Consider the following 26,146-nt stretch of genomic DNA (forward strand, 5'->3'; position numbering starts at 1 on the left):
GGTTGAAGGGGCTGTCCGTGAAGATACAGGGTGAAGCAGACAGACAAAAACCTCTTGTAAAATTTTTTCAATTGCGAAGCCCTGGCCAGCGCTCACGGACACGCTAAAAAAATGATGAAGCGAAATAAAAGGAGAAACGTGAAAATAACGCGGAGTGAATGCCCGGCGTGTTGGGGTCAGGATAGTTTCTTCAAGAGCAACGCTGCCCACTGCTCACGCTCGTCGCGACGCACCTCGGCGAGGTTGTAGCGACCGGCTTCAACGAGAAGATCGTCGATGTCGTTTGTGTAAAAACCGCTGAGCAGCAACAGGCTTTCCGGGGCCATGTACTGTTGATACAGCCGGATCTCGTCGAGCAATACGTTCTTGTTGATGTTGGCCAAAATGATGTCGAATGTTCCTTTGAAGGAGAGGTCGCTCAGCTTGCCTTGTTGTTGGTGGATGTTGGTACACCCGTTTACGTCAATGTTCTCCTGGCCGTTGCTCACACTCCACTCGTCGATGTCGAATGCCTCCACTTCCCGGGCACCAAGCTTTGAGGCCATCACCGAGAGGATGGCTGTGCCACAGCCGGCATCCATCACCCGCTTGTCGTTGTGGTCGATGTCCATTTGGCTCTTGATCATCAAATAGGTAGTTTGATGATGGCCCGTGCCAAACGACATCTTGGGAGTGATGATGAGTTCGTAGGGATATTTTTTGTCGATCTTGTGAAAATCGGCGCGGATCAGACAACGGTCGTCCACGATGATGGGCTCGTAATTTTTCTCCCACTCTTCGTTCCAGTTTTGTTTCTGGATGCGGTCCTGAAAAAAGACCACGGGCGTTTGCAAGGTATACTTGTCTTTGATGGCTTGCAGATATTCCTTGTCGTACTTCTCCATCTCCACATAAGCCTCAAAACCTTTCTCCGTCTCCATGAAGGTGTCGAAGCCGGCTTCGGCAATTTCGGCCATGATCAGCTCGGAGAAGTCGGGGTCGCAGATTACCTGGAGGCGTGAGTAGTACATGAGAAGATGATTCGTGTGAAGGAATACAGGACCGGGCAAAAAAATAAAATGCCGGCGACATTTAGCGTCACCGGCACCTCTGCGATTTACATCGCCTTGATGATCTCGGCAAACTCTCTGGATTTCAAAGACGCACCGCCTACCAGGCCGCCGTCAACATCCGGTTGAGAGAAAAGTTCTTTGGCGTTGGCTGCGTTCACGCTGCCGCCATATTGGATGGTGATCTCATTGGCCACCGCCTCGCCGTATTTGGAGGCCAGGTGCTTGCGGATCACGGCGTGCATGTCTTGCGCTTGCTGTGAAGTCGCTGTTTTGCCAGTGCCGATGGCCCACACGGGTTCATAGGCGACGATGACTTTTTGAAGGGATGCTGCATCCAGGTGGAACAGGCTTTCTTCGATTTGTTTTTTTACCAGGGCCTCGTGTCCGTTGCTTTCACGCACTTCGAGCGGCTCGCCGCAGCAGAAGATGGGAGACAGGCCGTGCTTCAACGCGATGTCTACTTTCTTGGCCAACAGTTTTCCGTCTTCGCCAAAATATTGACGGCGTTCGCTGTGACCCAGGATCACATAGCCGATGCCCAACGATTTCAACATGGCGGCCGATACTTCGCCGGTGTATGCGCCCGACTCGTGCTCGCTGCAATTTTGAGCGGCCACGGCAATACGGGTATCTTGTCCGATAAGATTTTTGATGGGAAGCAAGTAAGGGAACGGCGTGCAGAGAATGACCTTCACGTTGCCCTTCACTTCATCGGCCACCATGCCTTTGATCTCCGAGGCCAGGATGTTGGCTTCGTCCAGGGTTTTGTTCATCTTCCAGTTGCCGGCTACAATTTTTTGACGCATACAATTTTTGATTGGTTATAGAATTGGGTTTCAAAGATAGTTCAGCTTTTTGCTTCTCGCACAAGGCTTAGCGCTTTTTCGGTTTGTAGTAGGACTCCCGGAACAATTGCTGTGCGTCGGGCGCGTTCATCACCTGCGGCAAAGTGGCGTCGGGATGCTTCTCGGCATATTTGTTCACGATCTGCCAGCCCACCCATTGGCCAATGCGGCCGGGACACTTTTCACCCACCTGTATGGTCACGGGACGCTCGCCCAGGTAGTCCTGCTTCACTTTGTGGCTGGTGGCATACAACACCTGGCTGTCGATGAAACGAGCCCAGATCAGATCTTCGTTCTTTCGCGTGCCTTTCATTTCTTCCGGTGTATACCAGATGAAAACGCTATCGGGCACGCAGGGCAACATGTGCTTGGCGAAATAGAAGGACTTTCCGAAGACCACCATGTCGGCCAACACCGTCTTGTCGTTTGGTTGATTTTTGTTGAAACGTCCTTCGATGCCATAGATCAGCATGGCGCAAGGAACGATGTCGTTGGGATCATATTTCCGCAGCAGGTATTCGTACATCTTGGGCCGGTATTTGGCGCCGCGGCCGAGATAAAAATCAAGGCCCACAATGATGAGCGAATCCGTGACGAGCATATCCGTCTCCAGGCCGGAGACGACGGTTTGAATTTTAGGCGGCGTGAAATTGGGATAATAATATTTCACGTTGCTGAAAGCTTCATCAAACTGCTGTTTCAAGCCCGACAAGTCGCCGAAAACCCGCTTGGTCTCCATCACCAACGTGTCCATGTGCGGGCTGGTGAGCTTTGCAAAAAGTTGGTTGATAAAGGCTGAATCGGATGGATATTCCGTACGGCGGAAAATATAATCACGCACCAGCGGGTGATGGGTCAGGAGGTCCACAAGCTCTTCTTTCGTCTTGAGGTTCACCAGCGAATCCTGCAGCTGATGAATTTCTACCGACACAGGCTTTTCAATGGAGGGCGGCGCTACCACGCACTCGTCCTGCTCGCCACTACACCCGGCCAGGATCAAGGCCATGAACAAAACGATTACCAATACCTTCTGCATACGCAATGATAATTTCCGCGAAGATGGGATTTTTTATGCTATCCCGGGCCCTTTTCGAGCGCGGGATTTTACTTTACATCGAAAGTGAGCTTGTCGGTGGGAACGTTTTTGGTGAGGCGCAGGCTCCGCACCGTTCCCCGCACGGTCACATGCACCAGGTTCGACTGATCTTCGAACGCTTCCGTGATGATATTGTTGTGGATTTGGATGGTCTTCAATTTTTTTACACCCGGCACTTCGAGGTAAAAGATAAAGGCATCGCCCTCCAACTCATGGCCCAGGTATTTCGATTGCACGGCCTTGTTATCCACGACGATCTTGAAACGGGGCGCCAGGTATTCTTTCATGATGGCATCCAGGGCTGGCGTCGATTGCTTGGTGATGTCGAATTCGGGTTGTTTCAGGCTTTCGCGCAAAGTGATCTCCAGGTCGTCGGCAAAAACGCGCATCATGATCTCCAGCCGTTTGTCCTTTTCATCCATTTCAATTTCCGTAACGGAAACGTGCATGGGGTGGACCAGGAATGAAAAAGCCAGGCTTTGCAGCGTGGAAATAAAGCAAAGGGAAGAGAACATTCGTTTGTGAAAAATGAATTCCTGCAAAGATTGTTCTTTCTGATAAAATACTAAAAGGAATTTTACGCCCGGTCCCGCAATAAACGGCACCGCTTAACCATCAAACCCGCCCGGCCACCAAAAGGGGGGTGTCATAAGTAAAAAATAACTAGTATACTTGCTCCCTTTTTCAAAGCGTGCTCAGCGTTTTATGACGGAATTTCAACTCTATTTCGGACTGGGGAAGGATCACATCCTGGACTATGCCAACGGATATGATCACATCCTGTTCATCGTGGCCCTCTGCGCCCTCTACATCTCGCGCGACTGGAAACAGATCCTGGTGCTGGTCACGGCGTTCACCATCGGACATTCCATCACGCTGGCCCTATCGACACTACGGATCGTGAACGTGAAACCTGACCTCATCGAATTTTTGATCCCGCTCACCATCTTCGTCACCGCCGTTTCCAATTTGTTCAAAAACGAGAACAACATTTCGGGTGGGCCCATGCAAATGAATTACTTCTACGCGGCTTTTTTTGGATTGATCCACGGACTGGGATTTTCCAACTATCTGCGGAGCATTTTGGGAAAAAGCGAGAACATCTTCACACCCCTTTTGGCGTTCAACCTGGGTCTTGAATTCGGACAGATCATCATCGTGGTGCTGTTTATGTCGGTATGTTTCATTTTAGTGGATTTATTCAACCTGAACAGAAGGGACTGGAAGATGGTTATATCGTCTGCTGTGGCCGGCATGGCCCTGCTGCTGATGAAGGACCATATGTTCTGGCTCGATAAGTAGAACTCATTAACCTAACTATAATCTTTTATGAAGCAATTTCTGATGTATGCGCTGATCCTGCTGGTCAACGTTGCCGTTGCGCAACAGACACCGCAGTGGCAGGGCAAGTTCGAGCAGTTGGATCAAACCCTGCCCACGCCAAACGAATACCGCACAGGCTCCGGCGCGCCTGGCGTGAAATACTGGCAACAAAAAGCCGACTACGCGATCAACATAGAGCTGAATGACAACAACCAAAGCATCAGCGGCAGCGAAACCATCACCTACACCAACAACTCGCCCGATGTATTGAAATATTTATGGCTTCAGTTGGATCAAAACATCATCGCTCCTGAAAATACGTTGCGCACCACCAGCACAGGAAATGTGGTGGATTCGGCCGCAGCCAAAACCTATGCTGCCCAGGTCTCCGATTTCAAAGGAGGCTACAACGTAAAAGCCGTGAAAGAAGTAAACGGCAAAGCGCTTCCCTATTTTATCAACAACACCATGATGCGTGTGGATCTTCCGCAACCGCTGCGCTCGGGTGAGAAATATTCGTTCAACGTAGAGTGGTCGTTCAACATCGTTGACCGCAGTGTGTTTGGACAACGCAGTGGTATGGAGTTTTTTCCGGAAGATGGAAACTATGTGTACACCATCGCCCAGTTCTTTCCCCGCATGTGCGTGTACGACGACTATGAAGGCTGGCAAAACAAACAGTTCCTTGGCCGCGGAGAATTCACGCTGCCTTTCGGCGACTACAAAGTGCGCATCACAGTGCCTGCCGACCACATCATCGGCGCGACCGGTGTTTTGAAAAACCCCACTGAAGTATTGACCAAATCGGAGATCGAGCGTTTCGAAAAAGCAAAGGTCACTTTTGACAAGCCGGTCATCATCGTCACACAACCGGAAGCCACTCAAAAAGAAAAAACGAAATCCACGCAAAAGAAGACCTGGGAGTTCCAAGCCGAAAATGTGCGCGACTTCGCGTTTGCCAGCTCCCGTAAATTTATCTGGGATGCACAAGCCGTGAAGATCGGCAGCAAAACGCCGCTGGCCCAATCGTTCTATTCCAAGGAAGGCAACCCGCTGTGGGAACAAGAATCCACGAAGGCTGTGAAGAATACGCTGGAAGTATATTCCCGCTACACGCTCGACTATCCGTATCCGGTAGCCACCTCCGTTCACTCGGCCAGCATTGGCATGGAGTATCCGATGATCTGTTTCAACTACGGCCGCCCGGCCAAAGATGGCACGATCACTGCAAAATTAAAGCAAGGCATGATCGGCGTGGTGGTTCACGAAGTGGGCCACAATTTCTTCCCCATGATCGTGAACAACGACGAGCGTCAGACCACCTGGATGGACGAAGGCGTGAACAGCTTTGTGCAGTTGCTCACGGAATTGGAACGCTATCCCGAACTGAACTACACCCGCGGCAAACCGGCCGATCTGGTGCCCTACATGAAAGGCGACAAAAGCCAAATGCGCCCGCTCATGACCAACTCCGAGCAAGTGATCCAGTTCGGTCCTGAGCAATATGCCAAGGCAGCAACAGGCCTGTTCATGCTCCGTCAAACCGTGATGGGGCCCGAGCTTTTTGACAAAGCATTTAAAGAATACGCACAGCGCTGGGCCTTCAAGCATCCCAAACCTGCAGATTTCTTCCGCACCATGGAAGACGCCTCCGCCGTCGACCTCGACTGGTTCTGGAAAGGCTGGTTCTACAGCACCGACAACGTGGATCAATCCATCGACCAGGTGAAATGGTACAAAATGCGCACCTCCCAACCCAACCTGGAGAAAAAAGAAGTGACGGCCAAGAAAGGCGACCTCGCGCAAGGCGACGGCAAGAAATACGACTCGTTCAACAACGGACCCGAACCCTTTAGCCTCATCGAAACCGACCCCCGCCTCAATGGCGAATTTGCGAGCCGGGTCGACGATAAAGCCATCATGCAAAAGCTGGAGGACAAGAATATCTATGAAGTGACGTTGTCTAATAAGGGTGGCCTGGTGATGCCCGTCATCATCGAGTGGACCTATAAAGATGGCACCAAGGAAATCGAGAAGATTCCCGCCGAGATCTGGAGAATAAACGAACAAAAGATCACCAAGGTGTTCGTGAAACAAAAAGAGGTGGTGAACATCGTGCTGGACCCTAACTTTGAACTGTCGGACATCAACGTGCAGGACAACGTTTTCCCGAAGCGCGAGGCGGAATCGAAATTTGACGATTTCAAAAAGAAAGAGAAGTCGAAATAAAAAACATAGCGTGTTCGCCGGGCGTGGCGTTCACAAATGAAGTACAGCGTGCCGGAACTTTCCGGCGCGCTTTGAATTTTAATAGAACGGAGAGTACCAAAAGAAAGGAATGTGATGAAGCGAATATTGGCATGCATACTTACCCTTGGCATGGTGTCGCAGGTGTCGGCACAAGCACAGCAGGGATGGAAAGGAAAATTTGAACAACTGGGGGAAATGCTCCCCACGCCCAACAGCTACCGCACGGCTTCGGGTGCTCCCGGTCAAAATTATTGGCAGCAGCGCGCCGACTACACGATACAGGTAGAACTGGACGACCGTACACAAAAGCTGACAGGATCCGAAACCATCACCTACTATAACAATTCACCCGACGCGCTGAATTTTCTCTGGCTGCAACTGGATCAGAATATTTTCGCGCCAAAGAACATGACCTCCGAGACGCACACCGGCGTTGTGAAAGATTCGATCCCCGCAAGCTTTTTCACAAAGGCCTCGGGAGTGGTGGTATCGGACTACGTGGGCGGATACACCATCCAATATGTGAAAGATGCCTCCGGGAAAGAGCTTCCACACACCATCAACAACACGATGATGCGCGTGGACCTGCCCTCACCGTTGAAGACGGGCGAAAAATTTACGTTCGCCGTGGCTTGGACCTACAACGAATACAATCACCAGGTATTTGACGGTCGCGGTGGATACGAATATTTTCCCGACGACGACAACTACGTCTACACCTGCGCGCAATGGTTCCCCCGCATGTGCGTGTACGACGATTACCAAGGCTGGCAAAACAAGCAATTCCTGGGACAAGGCGAGTTTGCCCTTGTGTTTGGAAATTATAAAGTAAAGATCACCGTGCCTTCCGATCATATCGTGGGGGCTACCGGGGTGCTTCAAAATCCGAAAGACGTATTGACCAAAGAACAGGTCGAACGTTTTGACCGCGCCAAGAAAACATTCGACAAACCTGTTTTCATCGTGACACAGGAGGAGGCCACGCAAAAAGAAAAAACCAAATCAACAAAGAAAAGCACGTGGGAATTTCACGCCGAGAACGTGCGTGACTTTGCCTTTGCGAGTTCGCGCAAATTCATCTGGGATGCCCAGGCGGTGAAAGTTGGAAACAACACCCCGCTGGCGCAATCGCTTTATCCGAAAGAAGGCAATCCGCTGTGGGAAAAAGAATCCACGCAAGCCATTCGCAACGCCCTGGAGCTTTATTCTTCGCGCACGTTTGACTATCCGTATCCGGTAGCCTACTCCGTACACACGGCGCAGCAAGGCATGGAGTACCCGATGATCTGTTTCAATGGCGAGCGCCCGAACAAAAAAGGCGAATACTCAAAACAAACCCTGACCGACCTGGTGTCGGTGGTGGTGCACGAGGTGGGACATAATTTCTTCCCCATGATCGTGAACTCCGACGAAAGACAATGGTCTTGGATGGACGAAGGCTTGAATACGTTTCTCGAAAAAGAAACGATCCGCGTCCGCTATCCGGACCTGTTTGCCACGCATGGCACCCCCAAAGGCATCGTGCCCTTCATGCGCGGCGACAAAAGCCAGATGCGCCCCATCATGACCACCTCCGACAACATCCGCCGGTCCGAGTTTGGCCCCAATGCCTACACCAAACCTTCGGCTGCGCTGACGATCTTGCGCGAGACGGTGATGGGACCTGAGCTCTTCGACAAGGCCTTCAAAGAATACGCGCAGCGCTGGGCCTTCAAGCATCCTAAACCGGCCGACTTTTTCCGGACGTTGGAAGATGCCTCCGCCGTTGACCTCGACTGGTTCTGGCGCGGATGGTTTTATTCGACCGACAATGTAGACGTCGACCTGGCCGAAGTGAAGTGGTATACCCTGAACACCGAGAAAGCCGATCCCGAAAGAAAAGAAGTAAAGGCGAAGAAAGGCGACCTGGCCACCAAAGACGGCAAACCTGCCGACTTCAGCCAAGGCCCGGAGCCGCTCACGCTGACCAACACGGCCGAGAAACTCAATGGCGAATTCAGAAGCCATCCCGACGACAATGCCGTCCGCCAAAAACTGCAAGGCAAAAACATTTACCAGCTCCGCTTTAAAAATATCGGCGGCCTGGTCACACCGTTGGTGATCGAGTGGACGTACAAAGATGGTTCCAAAGAGATCGAACGGATCCCCGCCGAGATCTGGCGCACGAATGAAAATGAAGTCACCAAAGTGTTCATCAAAGACAAAGAGGTGGTCAACATCGTGGTGGATCCCAACGCCGAGTTGGCCGATGTGGAAACCAGCAACAACACCTTCCCCAAAAGAGAAACGGCATCGCGCTTCGACCGCTTTATGGCGAAATAGCGAAAGACTTTTTGTTTACAGGAGTAAAAGCCATCACCGCGAGGGGGTGGTTTTTTTTTGAGGTTTATCGGATTCGTCCAGATTGAATTTGTGCAGAAAACGATGGACGATGGGTGACAGGAAAACGGCTGCAATGGTCAGAAACGCCACGCCGCTGAAGAGGGCATAAAACGATGCCCACAATTTCGCCAGATCATTTTTTAATGGATCGACCGGCCCCATGCCGGTGAGGATCATCGAGGCATTGACCAATGAATCGATCCAGTTCAAATCGTTGCAGAAGTGATACCCCACCATGCCGATGCCAAGCGACACAGAGATGAGCAGGGCCGTGAACAAACCGTAGTGTGCCTGGCGCATAAAGAACTCCCGCAACGGCAACAACGGATGGTGGCGATGTTCAAAAGGCGTGTAGCGAAGTTTCATTTTATTCGGTCATTAACTTCAAGGCGCGACCCAGGTCCACGTTTCCACCGGAGAGGATGATGCCTACCCGCTTGCCCTTGAATTTTTCTTTCGACTTCAACACGGCCGCCAGGGGCACGGCGCACGAGGGCTCCACCACGATCTTCATTCGTTCCCAAATGAGTCGCATGGCAGAAACAATTTCAGCATCGGTAACCGTGATCACTTCCTTCACCAACTCGCGGATGATGGGGAATGTTTTATCGCCCAGCGAAGTGAGCAAGCCATCGGCGATGGAGTCGGATTGGGAGGGTTCGATCTTTCCGCTTTGCATCGAGCGGAAGGCATCGTCGGCACCCGCCGGTTCTGCAGCGAAGACCTGCGTGCCCGGCGAAAAATATTTTGTGGCCAGTGCAGTGCCGCTCAGCAATCCACCGCCGCCGACGGGGGCAATGATCACGTCGAGATCTTTTGCTTCTTCAAACAATTCCTTTGCCGCAGTAGCCTGGCCGGCAATCACGTCGTAGTTGTTGAAAGGATGTATTTCGGTGGCGCCGGTCTTCCGGATCACATCGGCCAGGGTCGACTCGCGCGCAGCCAACGTGGGCTCGCATTCAAAGATCTCGCCGTCGAATCCCCGCACGCCGCGTTTCTTTACCTCGGGAGCGGTGCGCGGCATCACGATGTACGACTTCACACCCATGATCTTCGCCGCCCGTGCAATCGCCTGAGCGTGGTTGCCCGACGAATGCGTGGCCACACCTTTGGCACGAGCCGATTCTGAAAGCGACAACACGGCGTTCATCGCCCCGCGCGCTTTAAAGGCGCCAATTTTTTGAAAGTTTTCGCACTTGAAATAAAGCGGGCACCCCGCCTGTTCGTCAATACCCGCAGAGGTCATCACGGGTGTGCGGTGAATGTAGGGCGTAATGCGCGTATGCGCTTGTTGAATGGTTTGCTGATTAGGGATCGACATAAAGAACGGTTCGGATAGCAAAGTATGTAAAAATGATGTTTTCCTAAAGGAAGATTTTCTGAAGCCGGGATCGCTGCGACCGCATCAGTCCTTGCGCGTTTCCTGATCCAGCATTTTCAGAAGCGTCGGCATCCGGTAAGGGCCATGCATGCGGCGAACATTTTCGGACGCAACTTCCACACGCGTGCCAACGGCACTGACGAACAGGGGGTTCTTGCTTTGACGTGTAACGGTTACCACATGACGCGAGTTGCCGTGAAAAGAAGTTTTGGCCACACCCACCACCGCTATTTTTTGGCCGAGCGCTTCGTGCAGATGCGCGCCCAACCCAGGTTTGCCGTCGTCGTCAAGATAAACATAGCCGTCGACAATGAGGGTGTCGATCGTAGTCGTATCGAACAAGGCCAGCAACGCGAGAATGCAGGGTAGCTCACGTTTATAAAAACTTCCCGGCTCGTAAGGCGACACGGCGTTAACGGTTACTGACTTGATATCGAGCGGGACATCATCAGCCCAATCCTGAAACAACAAGCCGACCGCTTTGGCGTGGTCGTCGCGATAGTGAACATCGATGGCGAGCTTCAGACCGGAAAACATGGCCGGTAATTTATTCGTCTCAACCATGGAAACAAAAAAGCTGCCTGAAAAAGCAGCTCTTTTGTGAAGTGAATATTTTTTGAAGGTATTATTTGGCCATCTTATTGTTCCGGTAGATCTCTTTGCCCTTGTCGTTCCACTCGGCCTTCACATAGGGCTGCATCGACTCATCGAACGGTTCTTTGGGATAGGCGATGATCTTTTTGCGCTTGCCATTGGAGTAGAACTCCGTCCAGTCGCCCACCTTTTCGTCCCATTGATATTCGCCCTGCACGGCCAGTTGACCGTTTTCGTGGAAGAAATAGTAGAAGCCTTCCTTTTCACCGAATTCGATCGGTGTCATTTCTTTCATGCGTTTGCGTTCCGTCGGGTCATAGTAGCTCACCAGCGATTCTTTGGGCCAGCCGTGATAATATTTGTCTTTGTCCAGCAGCGTGCTGTCGCGACTGTTGTAGCGCATCCAGCGGCCATGGCGGGTGCCTTTGTAGAAAATTCCCTTCTCTACCACCGTTTCGCCCACGCGTTTTTCATAAGGGCCGTGGAGCAGCACGCCTTTGGTGGGATCGAAGGTGGAGGTTTTTCTGATCTCGCGCCGTGTATAGTCATACCAGAAGATGTCGCGCACGAACGTCTGCGGTTTTTCGGATTTTTTCAGGTAATAAAAAAGCTCGTAGGTAATGCGATCGCCCACGCCCTTGCGGGTGAAGCCTTTTTTGGTTTTGATGCCGTAGAAAACCTTCTTCTTCGGCTTTTTCTTTTTGGTGGTGTTAACGGGTTCTTCTTCCTTTTGGAAATCCAGGCTCGCGGGCGTGTCGATGGTGAAACGCTGCTCTTGCGGTTCTTGAGGCTCGTCCTGGGCCCAGCTCACGAGGGGTAGGACCGGCAGGATCAGGAACGATATTTTCCGAAGGAAATGCATAGAAAAACTTAACGTACCGGCTTTAGTTGATATTGTAAAAATAACAAACCCTCCGGGCTTTTAGAAATCCGGAGGGTTTGAATGCTGGCGCGCTCGCCGATTTTTACGAAACCATTTCCACACTGCGGCGGATAAAGTTCGTGAGGTCGGCGCCCGTGAGCATGTTTTGCGAAAGCAGGGCCAGGTCGTAGGCTTGTTTGGCCAACCTGTTTTTGTCTTCCTCGCTTCCGGCTTTCAATATTTTCTGTACGATGGGGTGATTGGCATTCACCGCCACGTTATAGTTGTCGGGCATGTTGCCCATAAACGCATAGCCACCGCCGCCACCCAGTTTGGCCATGTCTTTCATGCGGCGCATGAACTCGCTCATGGTGATCACCACGGGCAGATCCTGCGGCGAGAGCGACTCCACGGCCACGGTCATGGTCTTGCTGTTGATGGCTTTTTCAAACACGGTCTTCACGGCTTGCTGCTCGTCGGCGCTCAGCACGCTTTCCATTTTCTCGTCTTTGTCGATCAGCTTGTCGGCCGTCTCGCTGTCCACGCGCTTGATCTGTACTTTCTCCAGCTTTTGTTCCAGTGTGTTGATGAAGTGGTTGTCGAGCACGCCGTCCAGCAGCAACACGTCATAGGCTTTTGCCTTGGCGGCCTGGATGAAGCTGTCTTGCTTGCCGGGATCGGAAGCGTAGACATAGATCACGTTGCCGTCTTTGTCGGTTTGCGTGGCACTTACTTTTTCCTTGTATTCTTCAAACGTGAAATATTGACGATCCACATTTTTCAATAAGGTGAAGTCTTTGGCGCGATCATAGAACTTTTCGTCGCTGATGATGCCATACTTCACAAAGATGTTGATGTCGTCCCACTTCTTCTCGAAATCCTTGCGGTCTTTCTTATACAATTCCGAAAGCTTGTCGGCTACTTTTTTGGTGATGTGCTGGCTGATCTTCTTCACGTTGGCATCGCTTTGCAGATAGCTGCGCGATACGTTCAGCGGGATGTCGGGCGAATCTAACACGCCGTGGAGCATCATGAGGAAATCGGGCACGACGTCCTTCACTTCGTCGGTGATGAACACCTGGCGTGAGTAGAGCTGGATCTTATTTTTTTGCATCTCGAAGTCGTTCTTCACTTTGGGAAAGTAAAGCACGCCCGTGAGGCTGAATGGATAGTCCACGTTCAGGTGGATCCAGAACAACGGATCTTCCGAGAACGGATACAACTCTTTGTAAAACGCGAGATAGTCTTCATCCTTCAGTTCGCTGGGAGATTTCACCCACAACGGCGCGGGATTGTTGATGATCCGGTCTACGGTAATACTTTGATATTTAGGCTTGCCCTCTGCGTCTACGCCATCTTCTTCCTGTTCCTGCGTGGTGCCGAATTTGATCTCGACGGGAAGGAACTTGCAATATTTGTCGAGGATGCCTTTCAGTTTCCATTCGTCCAAAAATTCTTCGGAGTCTGCGTTGATGTGGAGGATCACGTCCGTTCCACGCTCGGCTTTAGTAGCGGCGGAAAGCTCGAACTCCGTGGAGCCATCGCAGATCCAACGGGCAGCTTCATTTTCTTCGGCTTTGAACGAACGGGAGATGATCTCTACCTGGTCGGCCACCATGAAGGCGGAATAAAAGCCCAGACCGAACTTGCCGATAATGTCTTTGGCGTCGGTCTTGTCCTTGAACTTCTCCACAAATTCGGCGGCGCCGGAGAAGGCAATCTGGTTGATATATTTTTTGATCTCTTCGCCCGTCATTCCGAGGCCTTTGTCGCTCACGGTGATGGTCTTTTTCTCTTTGTCAAAGCTCACCTCGATCTTGAGGTCGCCCAGTTCGCCGGTGAACTCCCCGAGGGAAGCAAGCTTCTTCAGCTTTTGGGTGGCGTCAACGGCGTTGCTGACGAGCTCCCGGAGGAAGATCTCGTGGTCGGAGTAAAGAAATTTCTTGATGATGGGGAAGATGTTCTCGGTGTGGATCGAGATCGTGCCTTTTTCTTCGGTTACGGCTGCCATATGTTCAGTTTTTTCGGTTATAGGATATTCGTGATCGATAAATAATAAAAAATCCCTGTGGTCGACAGGGATGACAAAATTTGTTCCAGCGCGCAGGCGTGACAGGTTGTCAGCCTACCGCAGCCGTTCTGAGTCGCGTACCAGCCGCTCGTCCTTCCGGATAAAGTAATTGGCGACCAGGTTGCAGATCACGGCCAGGCCTGGCAACCACATCCCCAACCCATAGCGGCCCCCTGCCTCCAGGGCTTTGATGAGGTCCGTAGCAAAATAAACCGACGAGATAATGGTGGCCGCCATGAACAGGGAGTTCAGGGCACCCAGCTTCATTTGCGTGAGCCGGTTCTTGAATTTTGTGATCTCGATAAACGCCACCGTGGCCGACGCCACCGCCAGCACGGCCGTGAGCGAATAGGGACTGTATTGATAGACACCACCTTTCAGATAATAGAACGCCGTGAGCACATGAAGTTCCCCGTTTTGTTCGATCATCCAGATCGGAAAGACCGTGCTGGAGAGCAGTGCGAGGACGGCGATAGCCAGAAATACCGTTTGAATTCTTTGCCACATAGGTGCGTTACTTTAACTTGGGGGCAAAGTAAATAAAATTCGCGGTGTAAATCGCCCGGAAAAATTTAGCGATCACGCAATTCAGAAAATGACCTCCGCCTACATCATTGACATCCTCCGTACACCCATCGGCAAGTATGCCGGGACGTTGGCGTCCGTGCGTCCCGACGACCTGGCGGCCCATGTCATCCGCAAACTGCTGGAGCGCAACCCGGCCATCGATCCCAAACAAATTGAAGATGTGATCTTCGGTGCGGCCAACCAGGCCGGTGAAGACAACCGGAACGTGGCGCGCATGGCCCTGCTGTTGGCTGGCCTGCCCGTCGAAGTGGGAGGCGTCACGGTGAATCGTCTCTGTGCGTCCGGCCTCCAGGCCATCATGGATGCCGGCCGCGCTGCGTTGGCGGGCGACGGGGAGCTCTTCATCGCCGGAGGTGTGGAAAGCATGAGCCGCGCTCCCTATGTGATGGCCAAACCGGGGGAAGCCTTTGCACGCAAACCCGAAATGTTCGACACCACGCTGGGGTGGCGTTTTTTAAACGACCAACTGGCCGCACTCTACTACCCCTATTCCATGGGTGAGACCGCCGAAAATGTGGCGGCCACCTGGAAGATCAGCCGCGAAGCACAGGATGAATTTGCCTTTCAATCCCAAAAGAAATACGCTGCCGCCCACGAGAACGGAAAGTTCAAAGATGAATTGGTCGGCGTGACCATTCAGAAATCAAAAGACGAATTTTTTCTTTTCGAAAAAGACGAACATCCGCGTCTCACCACGGCGCAAAAACTGGCAACGCTGAAACCCGCCTTCAAGGATGGCGGAACAGTGACCGCCGGAAATTCATCGGGCATAAACGACGGGGCCGCGGCTTGTCTGGTGGCAAGCGAAGCTACCGTGAAGCGTCTTCACTTGGCGCCTATGGCAAGGGTTGTTTCCATGGCTGTCGCGGGTGTGGACCCGGCCTACATGGGGGTGGGACCTGTGCCGGCCGTGCAGAAAGCATTGAAACGTGCCGGGCTTTCTATAAAAGACATTGGATTAGTGGAATTGAATGAAGCTTTTGCTTCACAGTCGTTGGCGTGTATCGGCGATCTGGAGATCGATCCGGAGAAGGTCAATGTGAATGGTGGCGCCATTGCGTTGGGGCATCCGTTGGGTTGCAGCGGGGTGCGTATTAGTGCTACGCTGCTTCATGAGATGCGGAAGCGGGCGGTTCGGTATGGAATTGCCACCATGTGCATTGGAGTGGGGCAGGGGGCGGCCGTGATTTACGAGAACATCAAAAGTTAAACCGCAATGGCGCAATGGCGCAAAGTCAGGCGCAAAGAAAGACAAGACCTTTGCGTTATCTTTGCGTCCTCTGTATTTTCTACACATGCGCTACTTCTTTGAAATCGCCTACAACGGTAAAAACTACGCCGGCTGGCAAAGCCAAGCCAACGCCACCGGCATCCAGACCGTGGTGGAAGACGCGCTTTCCAAACTCCTCCGCACCCCCATCCGGATTGTAGGAAGCGGCAGAACCGATACCGGCGTGCACTGTGAACAGCAATTTTTTCACTGCGACCTCGAAAAACTCCCCTTTGACCACCCCACGCTGCTGCAAAAACTCAACTCTTTCCTCCCCAGGGATGTGGCCATCCCATCTGTCCGCCGGGTAAAAGACGACGCCAGCGCGCGCTACGATGCGGTGGAGCGTACCTACCACTACCGGATCACCCGTAAAAAAAACCCGTTCAAGGAAGGTCTGGCCTGGCATTATTTTAAGACCGCCGATGTTCAAACCATGAACAGCGCGGCTGCGTTATTACTGGGCGAGCACGATTTTGAATGTTTCAGCAAAGTAAAAACGGATGTAAATCACTTTCTTTGCGACATTAAAAAAGCAGCCTGGCGCGAAGAAGGAGATTTGCTGGAGTTTACCATCACGGCCAACCGCTTCCTCCGGGGAATGGTCCGTGCCGTCGTCGGCACATTGCTGGACGTAGGTACTGGCAAAACGTCGCTGAAGGAATTTCAGGCCATCATCCAGAGCCGCGATCGTAAAAAGGCCGGGGCCAATGTTCCTCCGTATGGTTTGTATCTGTCGAAGGTAAAATATCCGCCTTCGGTTTTTGTAAAAGAATCTTAACGCCACCCGTGGAGAAAGAAAAAGTAAGTAGCGGCAATATCATCGACTGGTCGGTGCTCTCGCGCCTGATGAAATTTGTAACCCCGTACCGCTGGCGGTTTGTTGTTGTGATCGTCCTCACCGTGGTGCTCGGCGTACTCGCGCCCACACGGCCCTTCCTCATTCAATATACGCTCGACAACGATGTTGCCAATGGCGACTATGCCGGCATGGTGAACATGATGTGGATCCTGCTGGGTCTCCTCGTTTTCCAATCCATCGCCCAATACATCCACACCTATATTTCGGGCTGGCTTGGCCAACAGGTCATCCGCGACATTCGCGCCAAGCTCTACGAACACATCATCAGTCTGCGCCTCACCTTCTTTGATAAGACCCCCATCGGCCGGCTCGTCACTCGTACCATCTCGGATGTGGAAACGCTCGCCGATGTTTTCAGTGAAGGTCTCGCTGCCATGGTGGGTGACTTGCTGCAGATCGTTTTCATCCTGGGATTCATGTTCTACCAGGACTGGCGTCTGGCCCTGCTCAGCTTGTCGACCATACCGCTGTTGCTGATCAGCACGTACGTATTCAAAGAAAAAATCAAAGTGGCATTCAATGATGTGCGCAACGCGGTGGCCAATCTCAACACCTTCGTACAGGAACACATCACGGGCATGAACGTCGTCCAGATCTTTGGCAGCGAAAAGATCGAGTTCGAAAAATTCAAGGAGATCAACGAAGAGCATAAACAGGCCAACCTCCGTTCGGTGCTGTATTATTCGATTTACTATCCCGTGGCCGAGATCATTGCCGCCGCCGGCATCGGTTTGTTGGTGTGGTATGGCGCAAAGGGCATCATTAATTTTGAACAGACCGGGCTCACCACCGGCAAGCTCGTGGCGTTTATCATGTACATCCAGATGTTCTTCCGCCCCATCCGGATGATTGCCGACCGCTACAACACGCTGCAAATGGGGATCGTGAGTTCGTCGCGCATCATGAACCTGTTGGATGCCACCGAGCATGTGCAGGAAAATGGTGAGATCAAACCCACGCAGATCCAGGGCGCCGTGAGATTCGAGCACGTGTGGTTTGCCTATAACGAGGCCAACTACGTTTTAAAAGACATCAACCTCGACATCCAACCCGGCGAAACCGTGGCCATCGTGGGGGCAACCGGGGCTGGAAAATCCTCGATCATCAATTTGCTGAACCGGTTCTACGAGATCAACCGCGGCTCCATCCAGGTGGATGGCATCGACATCAAAGCATATGAGCTGGGATCGCTCCGCAAAAACATCGGTGTGGTGTTGCAGGATGTGTTCCTTTTCTCCGATACCATTTTTAATAACATCACCCTCGATCATCCCGAAGTGACGGAGGATATGGTTTGGCACGCCGCCGACCTGGTGGGCGCCCGCAAATTCATCGACCGCTTGCCCGGAAAACTGGGATATAACGTCATGGAACGCGGCTCTACGCTCAGTGTGGGGCAGCGGCAGTTGATTTCGTTTATCCGCGCCATGGTCTATGATCCACGGATCCTGATCCTGGACGAAGCCACCTCATCCGTCGACAGCGAAACGGAGGAAATGATCCAGCAGGCCATCGGTAAAATGATGAAAGACCGCACCTCCATTGTCATTGCCCACCGCCTTTCCACGATCCAGAAGGCCGACAAAATTATTGTGCTCGACCATGGCGAAATCAAGGAAATCGGGCGTCACGAGGACCTGCTTTTACAGGAGGGTTATTATGCCCAGCTCCACAGGATGCAGTATAAGGAGTTTGTTTGAAGCTGGCATCGGCGCAATTAACGTTTGAAGGCCGGCACTGAAGGACAAAACGTTTATATTTGTCCTGAATGCATTTTCAGAAAACGTTTTTCATTCTGTCATTTTGCCTTTGCGCGATCGCTACCTATGCGCAAAAGGCCCGTATCTACAATGGCGGCAAAAGCATGTACACCCGCGAGCGCTATGGCGCCGCAAACAAAGTGAAAGGTGCGAAGGCCAAAACGATCTGCCCCATCTTCATCACCAGCAAATATCCCTACCAGGGCATCGGCATCAAGCTTGGCGACCCTTTCGCCATCACCTATAAATATTACTTCAATAAAAGGGTTGCCGTGGCCGTCGACCTTGGGAAGGCCTCCAGCGGGCTCTACAACCGCTATTTCCGTGAGAAGTTCGACCAGTACGCTGTGCGCGACACTTTTTCCAACAAAGAGGCCACCATTGAGTACTACACCCACAAAGTGCTCGCCGATCTTATCGGCGAAGTAAAATTCCTCTACCATTTCGATGCCTCCCGGGTGTCGCAGGGCTTGCAGTTCTATGTTGGCGCCGGCTGGGAGTGGAAAAACACCAAACTGCAATACGACTACACCTACAAAGCCGATGTTTTCTCACCCGATAAATTCGGACGTTTCACGGAGACGCGATTTACGATGGGGCCTCAGGCAGTGGTCGGCATTGAGTATGCTTATTTCAAGATCCCCATTTCAGCGTTCATGGAGCTGGAATATTTTGCCGACGTGCTGGCGGACCCTGGGTGGAGAAGGGCTGAGGGGGGTGTTGGGTTGAGGTATGTTTTTTAGCGGGTAGCCCTTTTGGTTCTGTGATTTTTAGAATCCTCTATACGACAGTCATTTTGTAGTCGTTTGATTTACATTCCCGGTTCTTTACGTTCTGAATTGCCATGAACGATTCACGTGCACTTTTTTTGATGTTTGTCTTACTGTTATTCTGCGACGTACTCCAGGCACAATACCCGTTCGAAAAATTTCCCGCTATTCAGTACAAGGAGTTTGACAATTGGAAAGAATACGATCGGCTAGAGAAAGAACAAAAAATACATTTCACACTAACCATCCCCGATTTTTACGTCAACCACGATACCGTAACGATCCAACTCACGGGTTTTCGGGACAGGATGGACACTGCTCTTATTCGGGTCTTTAGAAATAAAAATCTAATTAAAAAGATAAAAGAGCCCATGTTCTTCATCAGTACGAATGTCAGAGATCAGCCGGTGCGTGTCGCCGATATAAATGGGGATTCACTAGACGATATAAAGTTGGTGATTCCCTACATGGGCAACGGCATCGCTAGCTTGAACGTGCGGGTGATCTATTTTTTTCAAAAAACCGACGGCAGTTTTCACAAAATCTCTTTCTTCGACAAAATGGGCGGGCCCGAGCGAGATTTTAACACCGACAACAATTTCGAGATCGTCACCATGACGTTGGATCATTATGAGAATCACAGCTATTGGACGTTCAATATTTACAATTTTGAAAACGGTACGTTGGTGAATCAAAATCAGAAATATGGATACCCCATTATGATCCAGTTTCTTTACCGCGACAACTATAAGGTAACGAACAAAATTTCTGCGCAAAAAATGAAATCTTTTGAAAAGACATTGCCGGAAGACTTCGACAAAAAATAAAAGCTGTAAATTGCATCTGCTTTAACCCCCACGCTGCGAAAGAGAGCGTCAACCGCCCATGAAACCGATAGCCATTACTGTTGCACTTCTCTGTTGCTTCATCACACCTACGTATGCGCAACACGGCGACGATGTTGACAGTCTGGAATATTTTAGTGACCAGGAAGATTTGGAAAAGGCCACCGTCTATTTGGACAACCTTATAAAAATGGATCCAACCTCGGCTGCCCTCCGGATGCGGAGAGCCGAATGGCTGGTCAAAATGCGCCAGTTTGACGAAGCAAAAAAAGAATTCACCAAAGTCATTGAGATCGATCCGGCAATATGGCAAGCTCACGGACAAAGAGGATCGATCTATCTGAATTCCAAACAATACGATTCTGCTATACTTGATTTCACCCAGATCATGGGCACGAGCCGGGAAGTGGATTCGTTGACGTATTCATTCAGGGCATATGCCTACCTGGAATCGAAAAATTATAAGGCGGCGTCGCGTGACTATGATTCTATCATCCGGCTGAGACCCAAAGATCCTAACCTCTTAAACAACCGGTCTTATGCCCGCGAGCAACTGGGTGATCTTAAGGGTGCGTTGCAAGACGTGAATGACGCGATCGATGCCGACAAAACATATGTCAGGGCGTATGGACCTCGAGCCCTTCTTTATTTACGGATGGGTGATCGGGATGAAGCCCTTGCCAGTATAGAAGTGTATCTAAAAGCTTATCCCCGCGATGAAATGGCAAATTGTCTGGCAGGGGAGCTTTTGTCTCATAAAAGGGATTATGAAAATGCAATTCCTCACCTCACGGTATGCGTGCAAAAAGAGGCTCGCAAAGACGCCTATCTGTTAAGAGCGATGGCCTATTACAACACAGGCGACTGCTCGGCGGCGATAACGGATTTTTTAAAAATCTTAACATTCAAACTCAGCGCGCCAGAAGAGGCCGAAGCATTGTATCACATCGGTGTCTGCAAGAACCGGCAAAAACCGAAATCGGGATGCGATTATATCAGGAGGGCATTTCAAAAAGGCACATATGATGAAAAGCAAAAGCATGCCTTATTGACGGAATGTCAATGACCTCCTCTCTATTGGTCATAATCCTTTGCCTCGGCCTCGTCGAGCTGTCCTTGTTTTTCGAAGAGGTCTTTGTACATACCCTCGGCCGCGATGAGCGCATCGTGCGTGCCTTCTTCGACAATATGACCATCGACAAGCACCACAATGCGGTTTGCTAACTTGGCAGACGACACGCGATGAGAGATGATGATGGTCGTACGTCCTTGCATGATCCGCTTCAGGCTATTCAAGATGGTGTTCTCCGTTTTCGTATCCACTGCCGACAGCGCATCATCCAACATCAATATCTTCGGCTCACGCACAATGGCCCGCGCAATCGACACGCGTTGCTTCTGTCCACCGGATAAGGTAATGCCCCGCTCGCCCACGCGTGTACTGAATCCGTTGGGAAAGCCCATAATGTTTTCATACACATCCGCATCTTTCGCGGCCTGGATCACCTTCTCCTCTTCGGGGTCCTTCAAGCCGAAGCCGATGTTGTTATAAATGGTGTCGCTAAAAAGAAATACATCTTGCGGCACATAACCGATCTGGGTTCGCAGCGCGTGCAGGTCGTAGTCGGCGATGGGGACACCGTCGATCAGGATCTCGCCATCGCGCGCGTCATACAAACGCGAGACCAGCGCCGACACCGTGCTTTTGCCCGAGCCGGTAGTGCCGATGATGGCCAGCGACTCGCCGGGCTGGATGGAGAACGAAATATTTTTTAACGCTTTGATTCCCGTGTCGGGATAGGTAAAGGATACATTTTTGAACTCCAGCTTTCCCTGGATCTCGCGATCGAGTTTTTTTTCCGAGACGATGTTGGTCTGGATCTTCAAAAACTCATTGATGCGTTTCTGCGAAGCTTCGGCGCGTTGCACAAGGCTGCTGGTCCATCCCAATGAAGTGACGGGCCATGTTAACAAGTTCACATAGATGATGAACTCGGCGATGTTGCCAAAGGTGAGGTTTCCTTGGATCACCTGCACACTTCCGGCATACACGGTGAGGATCGTGCTGATGCCGATCAGCCCCATGATGAGCGGGAAAAAGAGTGACTGCACTTTGGTGAGCTTCAGCGATTGCCGGCGATAGATATCGGTTTCCGATTCGAACTTGGAGAGCGACTGCTGTTCCCGGTTAAAGGATTTCAATACACGAATACCGCTGAAGGCTTCTTGAACAAACGTGGAGAGACGCGATTGACTTTTCTGGATCTGCTCCGACCTTCTTTCCATTTTATTGTTTACCAAAAAAATGCTGAGCGAAAGAAAAGGCAGCGGGCTGAGTGCATACAATGTTAGCTCGGGGCTTTTGCTGAACATGAAAGGGATCAGCATCATGAACAGCGTGATGAGCTGAAGACCGTACATAATGGCAGGCCCCAGATACATCCGCACGCGCCCAACATCTTCGGCAATGCGGTTCATAAGGTCGCCGGTGTTGTTCCTTCTGTAAAAGCTGAGGGGGAGGGTTTGATAATGCTCGAAGATCTCATTCTTCAGATCATATTCCACGTAGCGCGACATCACGATCAGCGTTTGCCGCACAAAGTAGAGGAAGATGCCGCGCAGGAAGGCCATCAATAAAATAAGTCCTGCATAGACTAAGATGCCGAAGGCAAAAACTTTGAAATAATCCTGCTGTTGCGGTGTGCCTTTGAAGGCTTGGAAGATGCGGATATTATCGGCCACCAGGTCGATGGAGTGTCGCACGATGATGGCGGGAACGATCTGAAAAATGTTGGAGATGATGACCCACAGCGTTCCGAAGAGGAGCAGCCATTTATATTTTAACAGGTATTTATTGAGGTACTTTAATTCTTTCATTCAAAAAAATTTGGCGGGCCTTCCGTTAAACGAAATATACTTCCAATAGTTCTTGCAAACGTTTGAAACGACGTAATTTTGCGTATTCCTTAACAAAAAGGGACCTTGGAAAACCGGGGTTTAAAACTACAACAATCAAACGTAAAACAAATCCGATGGAGATTAAAGAACTTGAAAAAGTGCAACACGCGGGCATCTTCGGCACGCTGTCACAACTGGGTCATGAACAAGTCGTGTTTTGTCAGGATTCGGCCACGGGCCTCAAAGCGATCATTGCCATTCACAACACAGTGCTGGGTCCCGCCCTCGGCGGCACGCGCATGTGGAACTACACTTCAGAGCAAGAAGCCCTCACGGACGTTTTGCGTCTCTCGCGCGGCATGACCTTCAAAGCCGCCATCAGCGGTCTGAACCTGGGCGGTGGCAAGGCTGTCATCATCGGCGACGCCAACACCATGAAAACGGAAGCCTTCCTGCGCCGTTTCGGAAAATTTGTGAACAGCCTCAATGGCAAATACATCACTGCCGAAGACGTGAACATGAAAACGACCGACATGGAGTTTGTCGCCATGGAAACCAAACACGTCACCGGCCTCCCCGAATCCATGGGGGGTGGCGGAGATCCTTCGCCGGTAACGGCCTATGGCGTTTACCTGGGCATGAAAGCCACCGCTAAAAAAGTATACGGCAACGACAGCCTCAGCGGCAAGAAGATTGCAGTTCAGGGCATTGGCCAAGTGGGCATGCACCTCGTGGAACATCTCGTAAAAGAAAACGCCACGGTCTACATCACCGACATCCACGAAGCCAAAGTAGCCGACATCGTCCGCAAACACGGCGTGACGGCCGTAGGTCAGGATGCCATCTATGACCTCGACATGGACATCTACGCCCCCTGCGCCCTGGGTGCCACGGTAAACGACGACACGATCGTCCGCCTCAAGTGCAGCATCATCGCCGGCGCCGCCAACAACCAGCTCAAAGACGAAGTAAAACACGGCTACATGCTGGTTGACCGCTCCATCGCCTACGCTCCCGACTTCCTCATCAATGCCGGAGGACTGATCAATGTCTATAACGAATACCTCGGGCACTATAACCGCCAGCGGGTTATGGAGCAAACGGAGAAGATCTATGATACGTGCTTGAATATTTTAAACCTGGCCACCCGCGAGAAGCTGTCGAGCCAGGAAGCGGCCATAAAGCTGTGTGAGAAGCGGATAGCGGAGATGGCGCTTGTGAAAGTATCGAGATAGCTTTTCAGGAGCCAGAATCCAGAAGCCAGGAGCCAGGAGCTAGTGCTTCGGCGGCAGTAGCCAGTAGTCAGTAGCCAGTAGGGTGCGGGAGTGAGGTGTGAGGGTCGAGTGTTGGTGGTTTGAGTTTGTAAACGTTTCCGCTGACTTACCATGACACCCACCAATCATTCCAACGCACTTGACGCTGGCTCCTGAATACTGGATTCTGAAGACCAACCCCTAAGTACTGACCCCCGGGATCCTGACTACAGACTCCCAAGTACTGGTGGCCCTGGCTACTGGCTACTGACTGCCGCCTGCCAAGCACTGGCTTCTGGCTCCTGGCTCCTGATAACATCCTCCCAAGCTCAAGAAATCCCCATCCCGTTAGTGAAAGCTGGCGGGATGTTTTATTTTTGTGCCCCCGTTACCTTTTGTATAATAGTGATGGGTTAATCGTCTGGGTTTGGATTTTTTTGGGCCCGGATTTTACTTTAAACGCTGTTCTTTACCATGCTTAACAGAAGAAGCCTTCGAATAAAAGTGATGCAGAGCCTGTTTGCACTGCAACAATGCAAAGAAGCCAATTATGAATTGTGCCTCGAAAAAATAAACGAAGCCTTTTTGCCCGACCTCAATTCCATGGAGGTGCAGGACAAGCCGCTGCTGAACGCCCAAAAGAAAAAGGCGGCAAAACTGTTTGAATCCACGTTTGCCAAGCATGAGACCTCGGTGGACCATGAAGATGCCAAGATCAAGAAAGTGGTGAACGAATGCTTCGTTTTCTACAGCAAACAAACCAAAAAAGACACCGATTTTTTCCGCAAGAACCTGGTGAGCGAAGTAGAGAAGATCTACGACCGCTACATCGAGGTGCTCAAGCTGGTGCCGGCCTTTGCCGAACTGGCTGCCGCCGATAAAAAAGTGAGCCACAAAAATTTTGTGAACAACGCCTGGATAAAGGGCCTGGTGGAAAGTGAAGCGCTGAACAAAGACGCCCTGAAATTGGGCCGTCACTGGCAGGACAAGCCGGAGCGCGTGAAGGTGTGGTTCCGCGATGTGATCCGCCAGGAAAATGAATACCTGAACTATCTCGACAAGAAAAGTCCCACGCTGGAAGACCAGAAAAAATTCATCAACCACCTCTACAAAAAAGTGATCCTGGGAAAGACCGTCATCAACGACTTTTTTGAGGAAGAGGTGTTGCGTTGGGCAGAGGACAAGGACATTGTGAAAGGCATGGTGGAGAAGACCATCAAGTCGTTCGATCCCGAGGCAAAGACGCCGCTGACCTTGCACACGTTGTCGATCAACTGGGACGACGACAAGGCATTTATTGAAAACCTGTACGACACCACCGCGTCGCTGGATGTGAAATACAAAGAGCTTATTGCCAACAACACGCGCAACTGGGAGGTGGACCGTTTGCCGCTGACCGACCGGGTGATCCTGGAGATGGCCATTGCCGAGTTGCTGATTTTCCCCAACATTCCGGTAAAAGTTTCTATGAACGAATACATCGAGCTGGCCAAGAACTACAGCACCCCCAACAGCCGCCAGTTCATCAACGGCATTCTCGACGTGATTGCCAAGGAATTGAAAGACGCCGGCACCCTGAAAAAGAGCGGTCGCGGGTTGATCGACAACAAATAAAAACGCCCTTTGCCGGGTTAATCACCGGAACGTCCCGGCAGGGCCGGAAGCGATTTGTTAAAAATTGTTAAAATTTTGAATTTGCGCAGAAACCCTAATTAATTTTAAACTTTTATGAGCAAAAAGAGCGGAAATACATTGATGGCTTTTCTTTTCGGTGCGGCAGCGGGCGCGATTTTGGGCATACTGTACGCTCCCGACAAGGGAACAAATACCCGTGAAAAGTTGTCGTTCCAGTTAGACAAATACCGGAACATGCTCCAGGACCTGATCAACGATTTCGTGTCAGGTAAAGAAACACCGCTCACCAGCGAAGCCAAATCGCAGGGCCAGAAAGTGGTGGACGAAGCGAAGAACAAGGCCGAGCGCCTGTTGGAAGATGTGGACGACTTGTTGGAACAGATCCGCGGCAAAAAAGGTTAACCCCGCT

23 protein-coding genes are annotated in these 26,146 nt (G+C 51.2%); 12 read left to right on the forward strand and 11 right to left on the reverse strand.

All coding sequences use genetic code 11. From position 1 onward, the window contains the following. Nucleotides 1-176 precede the first annotated feature (176 nt). The 4 genes from prmA to D4L85_RS09450 all read right to left on the reverse strand — a co-directional run bounded on the left by prmA (nt 177) and on the right by D4L85_RS09450 (nt 3,535). Nucleotides 177-1,010: a 50S ribosomal protein L11 methyltransferase gene (gene prmA, locus D4L85_RS09435; protein WP_119754089.1), complete on the reverse strand. Its 834-nt coding sequence runs from the start codon at nt 1,008-1,010 to the stop codon at nt 177-179. A gap of 86 nt (nt 1,011-1,096) precedes the next feature. Further along, nucleotides 1,097-1,858: a triose-phosphate isomerase gene (gene tpiA, locus D4L85_RS09440; RefSeq protein WP_073143364.1), complete on the reverse strand. Its 762-nt coding sequence runs from the start codon at nt 1,856-1,858 to the stop codon at nt 1,097-1,099. A 67-nt stretch (nt 1,859-1,925) separates the two neighbouring features. Further along, entirely contained in the window at nt 1,926-2,933 is a 1,008-nt protein-coding gene (gldB, locus tag D4L85_RS09445; protein WP_119754090.1) for a gliding motility lipoprotein GldB, read from the reverse strand. 68 nt (nt 2,934-3,001) lie between these two features. Continuing rightward, nucleotides 3,002-3,535, reverse strand: coding sequence for a DUF6702 family protein (locus tag D4L85_RS09450; protein ID WP_160143633.1), 534 nt, complete (start codon nt 3,533-3,535; stop codon nt 3,002-3,004). A gap of 163 nt (nt 3,536-3,698) precedes the next feature. Here D4L85_RS09450 and D4L85_RS09455 point away from each other — a divergent pair, with 163 nt between their 5' ends. From D4L85_RS09455 to D4L85_RS09465, 3 genes are all read left to right on the forward strand, one after another. Continuing rightward, nucleotides 3,699-4,295 carry a HupE/UreJ family protein gene (locus D4L85_RS09455; protein ID WP_119754092.1) on the forward strand — a complete coding sequence of 199 codons (597 nt, stop codon included), beginning with the start codon at nt 3,699-3,701 and terminating at the stop codon, nt 4,293-4,295. A 27-nt stretch (nt 4,296-4,322) separates the two neighbouring features. Continuing rightward, nucleotides 4,323-6,545, forward strand: coding sequence for a M1 family metallopeptidase (locus D4L85_RS09460; protein WP_119754093.1), 2,223 nt, complete (start codon nt 4,323-4,325; stop codon nt 6,543-6,545). Between the two features lie 114 nt (nt 6,546-6,659). After that, nucleotides 6,660-8,888 carry a M1 family metallopeptidase gene (locus D4L85_RS09465; RefSeq protein ID WP_119754094.1) on the forward strand — a complete coding sequence of 743 codons (2,229 nt, stop codon included), beginning with the start codon at nt 6,660-6,662 and terminating at the stop codon, nt 8,886-8,888. A 33-nt stretch (nt 8,889-8,921) separates the two neighbouring features. Here the strand turns inward: D4L85_RS09465 and D4L85_RS09470 are convergent, their stop codons facing one another. The 6 genes from D4L85_RS09470 to D4L85_RS09495 all read right to left on the reverse strand — a co-directional run bounded on the left by D4L85_RS09470 (nt 8,922) and on the right by D4L85_RS09495 (nt 14,363). Beyond that, entirely contained in the window at nt 8,922-9,314 is a 393-nt protein-coding gene (locus D4L85_RS09470; protein WP_119754095.1) for a hypothetical protein, read from the reverse strand. Nucleotide 9,315: 1 nt separating this feature from the next. Next, a complete protein-coding gene (locus D4L85_RS09475) occupies nt 9,316-10,269 on the reverse strand; it encodes a pyridoxal-phosphate dependent enzyme (RefSeq protein ID WP_119754096.1) in 954 nt (317 codons plus the stop codon). 84 nt (nt 10,270-10,353) lie between these two features. After that, nucleotides 10,354-10,866 (reverse strand): endonuclease V, encoded by a 513-nt coding sequence (locus D4L85_RS09480; RefSeq protein WP_228450833.1) that lies wholly within the window; start codon nt 10,864-10,866, stop codon nt 10,354-10,356. An 88-nt stretch (nt 10,867-10,954) separates the two neighbouring features. Continuing rightward, the gene (locus tag D4L85_RS09485; protein WP_228450834.1) at nt 10,955-11,785 is read right to left on the reverse strand and encodes a toxin-antitoxin system YwqK family antitoxin; all 831 of its coding nucleotides are present in this window, start codon (nt 11,783-11,785) and stop codon (nt 10,955-10,957) included. Nucleotides 11,786-11,888: 103 nt separating this feature from the next. Continuing rightward, nucleotides 11,889-13,796, reverse strand: coding sequence for a molecular chaperone HtpG (htpG, locus tag D4L85_RS09490; protein ID WP_119754097.1), 1,908 nt, complete (start codon nt 13,794-13,796; stop codon nt 11,889-11,891). 114 nt (nt 13,797-13,910) lie between these two features. Then, nucleotides 13,911-14,363 (reverse strand): DUF4293 domain-containing protein, encoded by a 453-nt coding sequence (locus D4L85_RS09495; RefSeq protein WP_119754098.1) that lies wholly within the window; start codon nt 14,361-14,363, stop codon nt 13,911-13,913. Between the two features lie 88 nt (nt 14,364-14,451). Here D4L85_RS09495 and D4L85_RS09500 point away from each other — a divergent pair, with 88 nt between their 5' ends. The 6 genes from D4L85_RS09500 (at nt 14,452) to D4L85_RS09525 (ending at nt 21,017) form a co-directional block, all read left to right on the forward strand. Next, the gene (locus D4L85_RS09500; RefSeq protein WP_119754099.1) at nt 14,452-15,654 is read left to right on the forward strand and encodes a thiolase family protein; all 1,203 of its coding nucleotides are present in this window, start codon (nt 14,452-14,454) and stop codon (nt 15,652-15,654) included. An 85-nt stretch (nt 15,655-15,739) separates the two neighbouring features. Next, nucleotides 15,740-16,495, forward strand: coding sequence for a tRNA pseudouridine(38-40) synthase TruA (gene truA / locus D4L85_RS09505; RefSeq protein WP_119754100.1), 756 nt, complete (start codon nt 15,740-15,742; stop codon nt 16,493-16,495). Between the two features lie 68 nt (nt 16,496-16,563). Continuing rightward, entirely contained in the window at nt 16,564-18,276 is a 1,713-nt protein-coding gene (locus D4L85_RS09510; RefSeq protein WP_119758721.1) for an ABC transporter ATP-binding protein, read from the forward strand. Nucleotides 18,277-18,344: 68 nt separating this feature from the next. Further along, nucleotides 18,345-19,079, forward strand: coding sequence for a hypothetical protein (locus tag D4L85_RS09515; protein ID WP_119754101.1), 735 nt, complete (start codon nt 18,345-18,347; stop codon nt 19,077-19,079). 101 nt (nt 19,080-19,180) lie between these two features. Next, nucleotides 19,181-19,933: a hypothetical protein gene (locus D4L85_RS09520; protein WP_119754102.1), complete on the forward strand. Its 753-nt coding sequence runs from the start codon at nt 19,181-19,183 to the stop codon at nt 19,931-19,933. A gap of 58 nt (nt 19,934-19,991) precedes the next feature. Continuing rightward, complete coding sequence (locus D4L85_RS09525) at nt 19,992-21,017, forward strand: tetratricopeptide repeat protein (protein ID WP_119754103.1); 1,026 nt, start codon at nt 19,992-19,994, stop codon at nt 21,015-21,017. A gap of 8 nt (nt 21,018-21,025) precedes the next feature. Here D4L85_RS09525 and D4L85_RS09530 read toward each other — a convergent pair whose 3' ends face one another. Then, nucleotides 21,026-22,828: an ABC transporter ATP-binding protein gene (locus D4L85_RS09530; protein WP_119754104.1), complete on the reverse strand. Its 1,803-nt coding sequence runs from the start codon at nt 22,826-22,828 to the stop codon at nt 21,026-21,028. A 155-nt stretch (nt 22,829-22,983) separates the two neighbouring features. Between D4L85_RS09530 and D4L85_RS09535 the strand changes: the two genes are divergently transcribed. The 3 genes from D4L85_RS09535 (at nt 22,984) to D4L85_RS09545 (ending at nt 26,139) form a co-directional block, all read left to right on the forward strand. After that, nucleotides 22,984-24,084 carry a Glu/Leu/Phe/Val family dehydrogenase gene (locus D4L85_RS09535; RefSeq protein ID WP_119754105.1) on the forward strand — a complete coding sequence of 367 codons (1,101 nt, stop codon included), beginning with the start codon at nt 22,984-22,986 and terminating at the stop codon, nt 24,082-24,084. A 492-nt stretch (nt 24,085-24,576) separates the two neighbouring features. Beyond that, nucleotides 24,577-25,716, forward strand: coding sequence for a transcription antitermination factor NusB (gene nusB, locus D4L85_RS09540; protein WP_119754106.1), 1,140 nt, complete (start codon nt 24,577-24,579; stop codon nt 25,714-25,716). A gap of 114 nt (nt 25,717-25,830) precedes the next feature. Next, nucleotides 25,831-26,139 (forward strand): YtxH domain-containing protein, encoded by a 309-nt coding sequence (locus D4L85_RS09545; RefSeq protein WP_073143396.1) that lies wholly within the window; start codon nt 25,831-25,833, stop codon nt 26,137-26,139. The last annotated feature ends 7 nt before the right edge of the window (nt 26,140-26,146 follow it).

The organism is Chryseolinea soli (genome assembly GCF_003589925.1).
GTDB lineage: Bacteria > Bacteroidota > Bacteroidia > Cytophagales > Cyclobacteriaceae > Chryseolinea > Chryseolinea soli.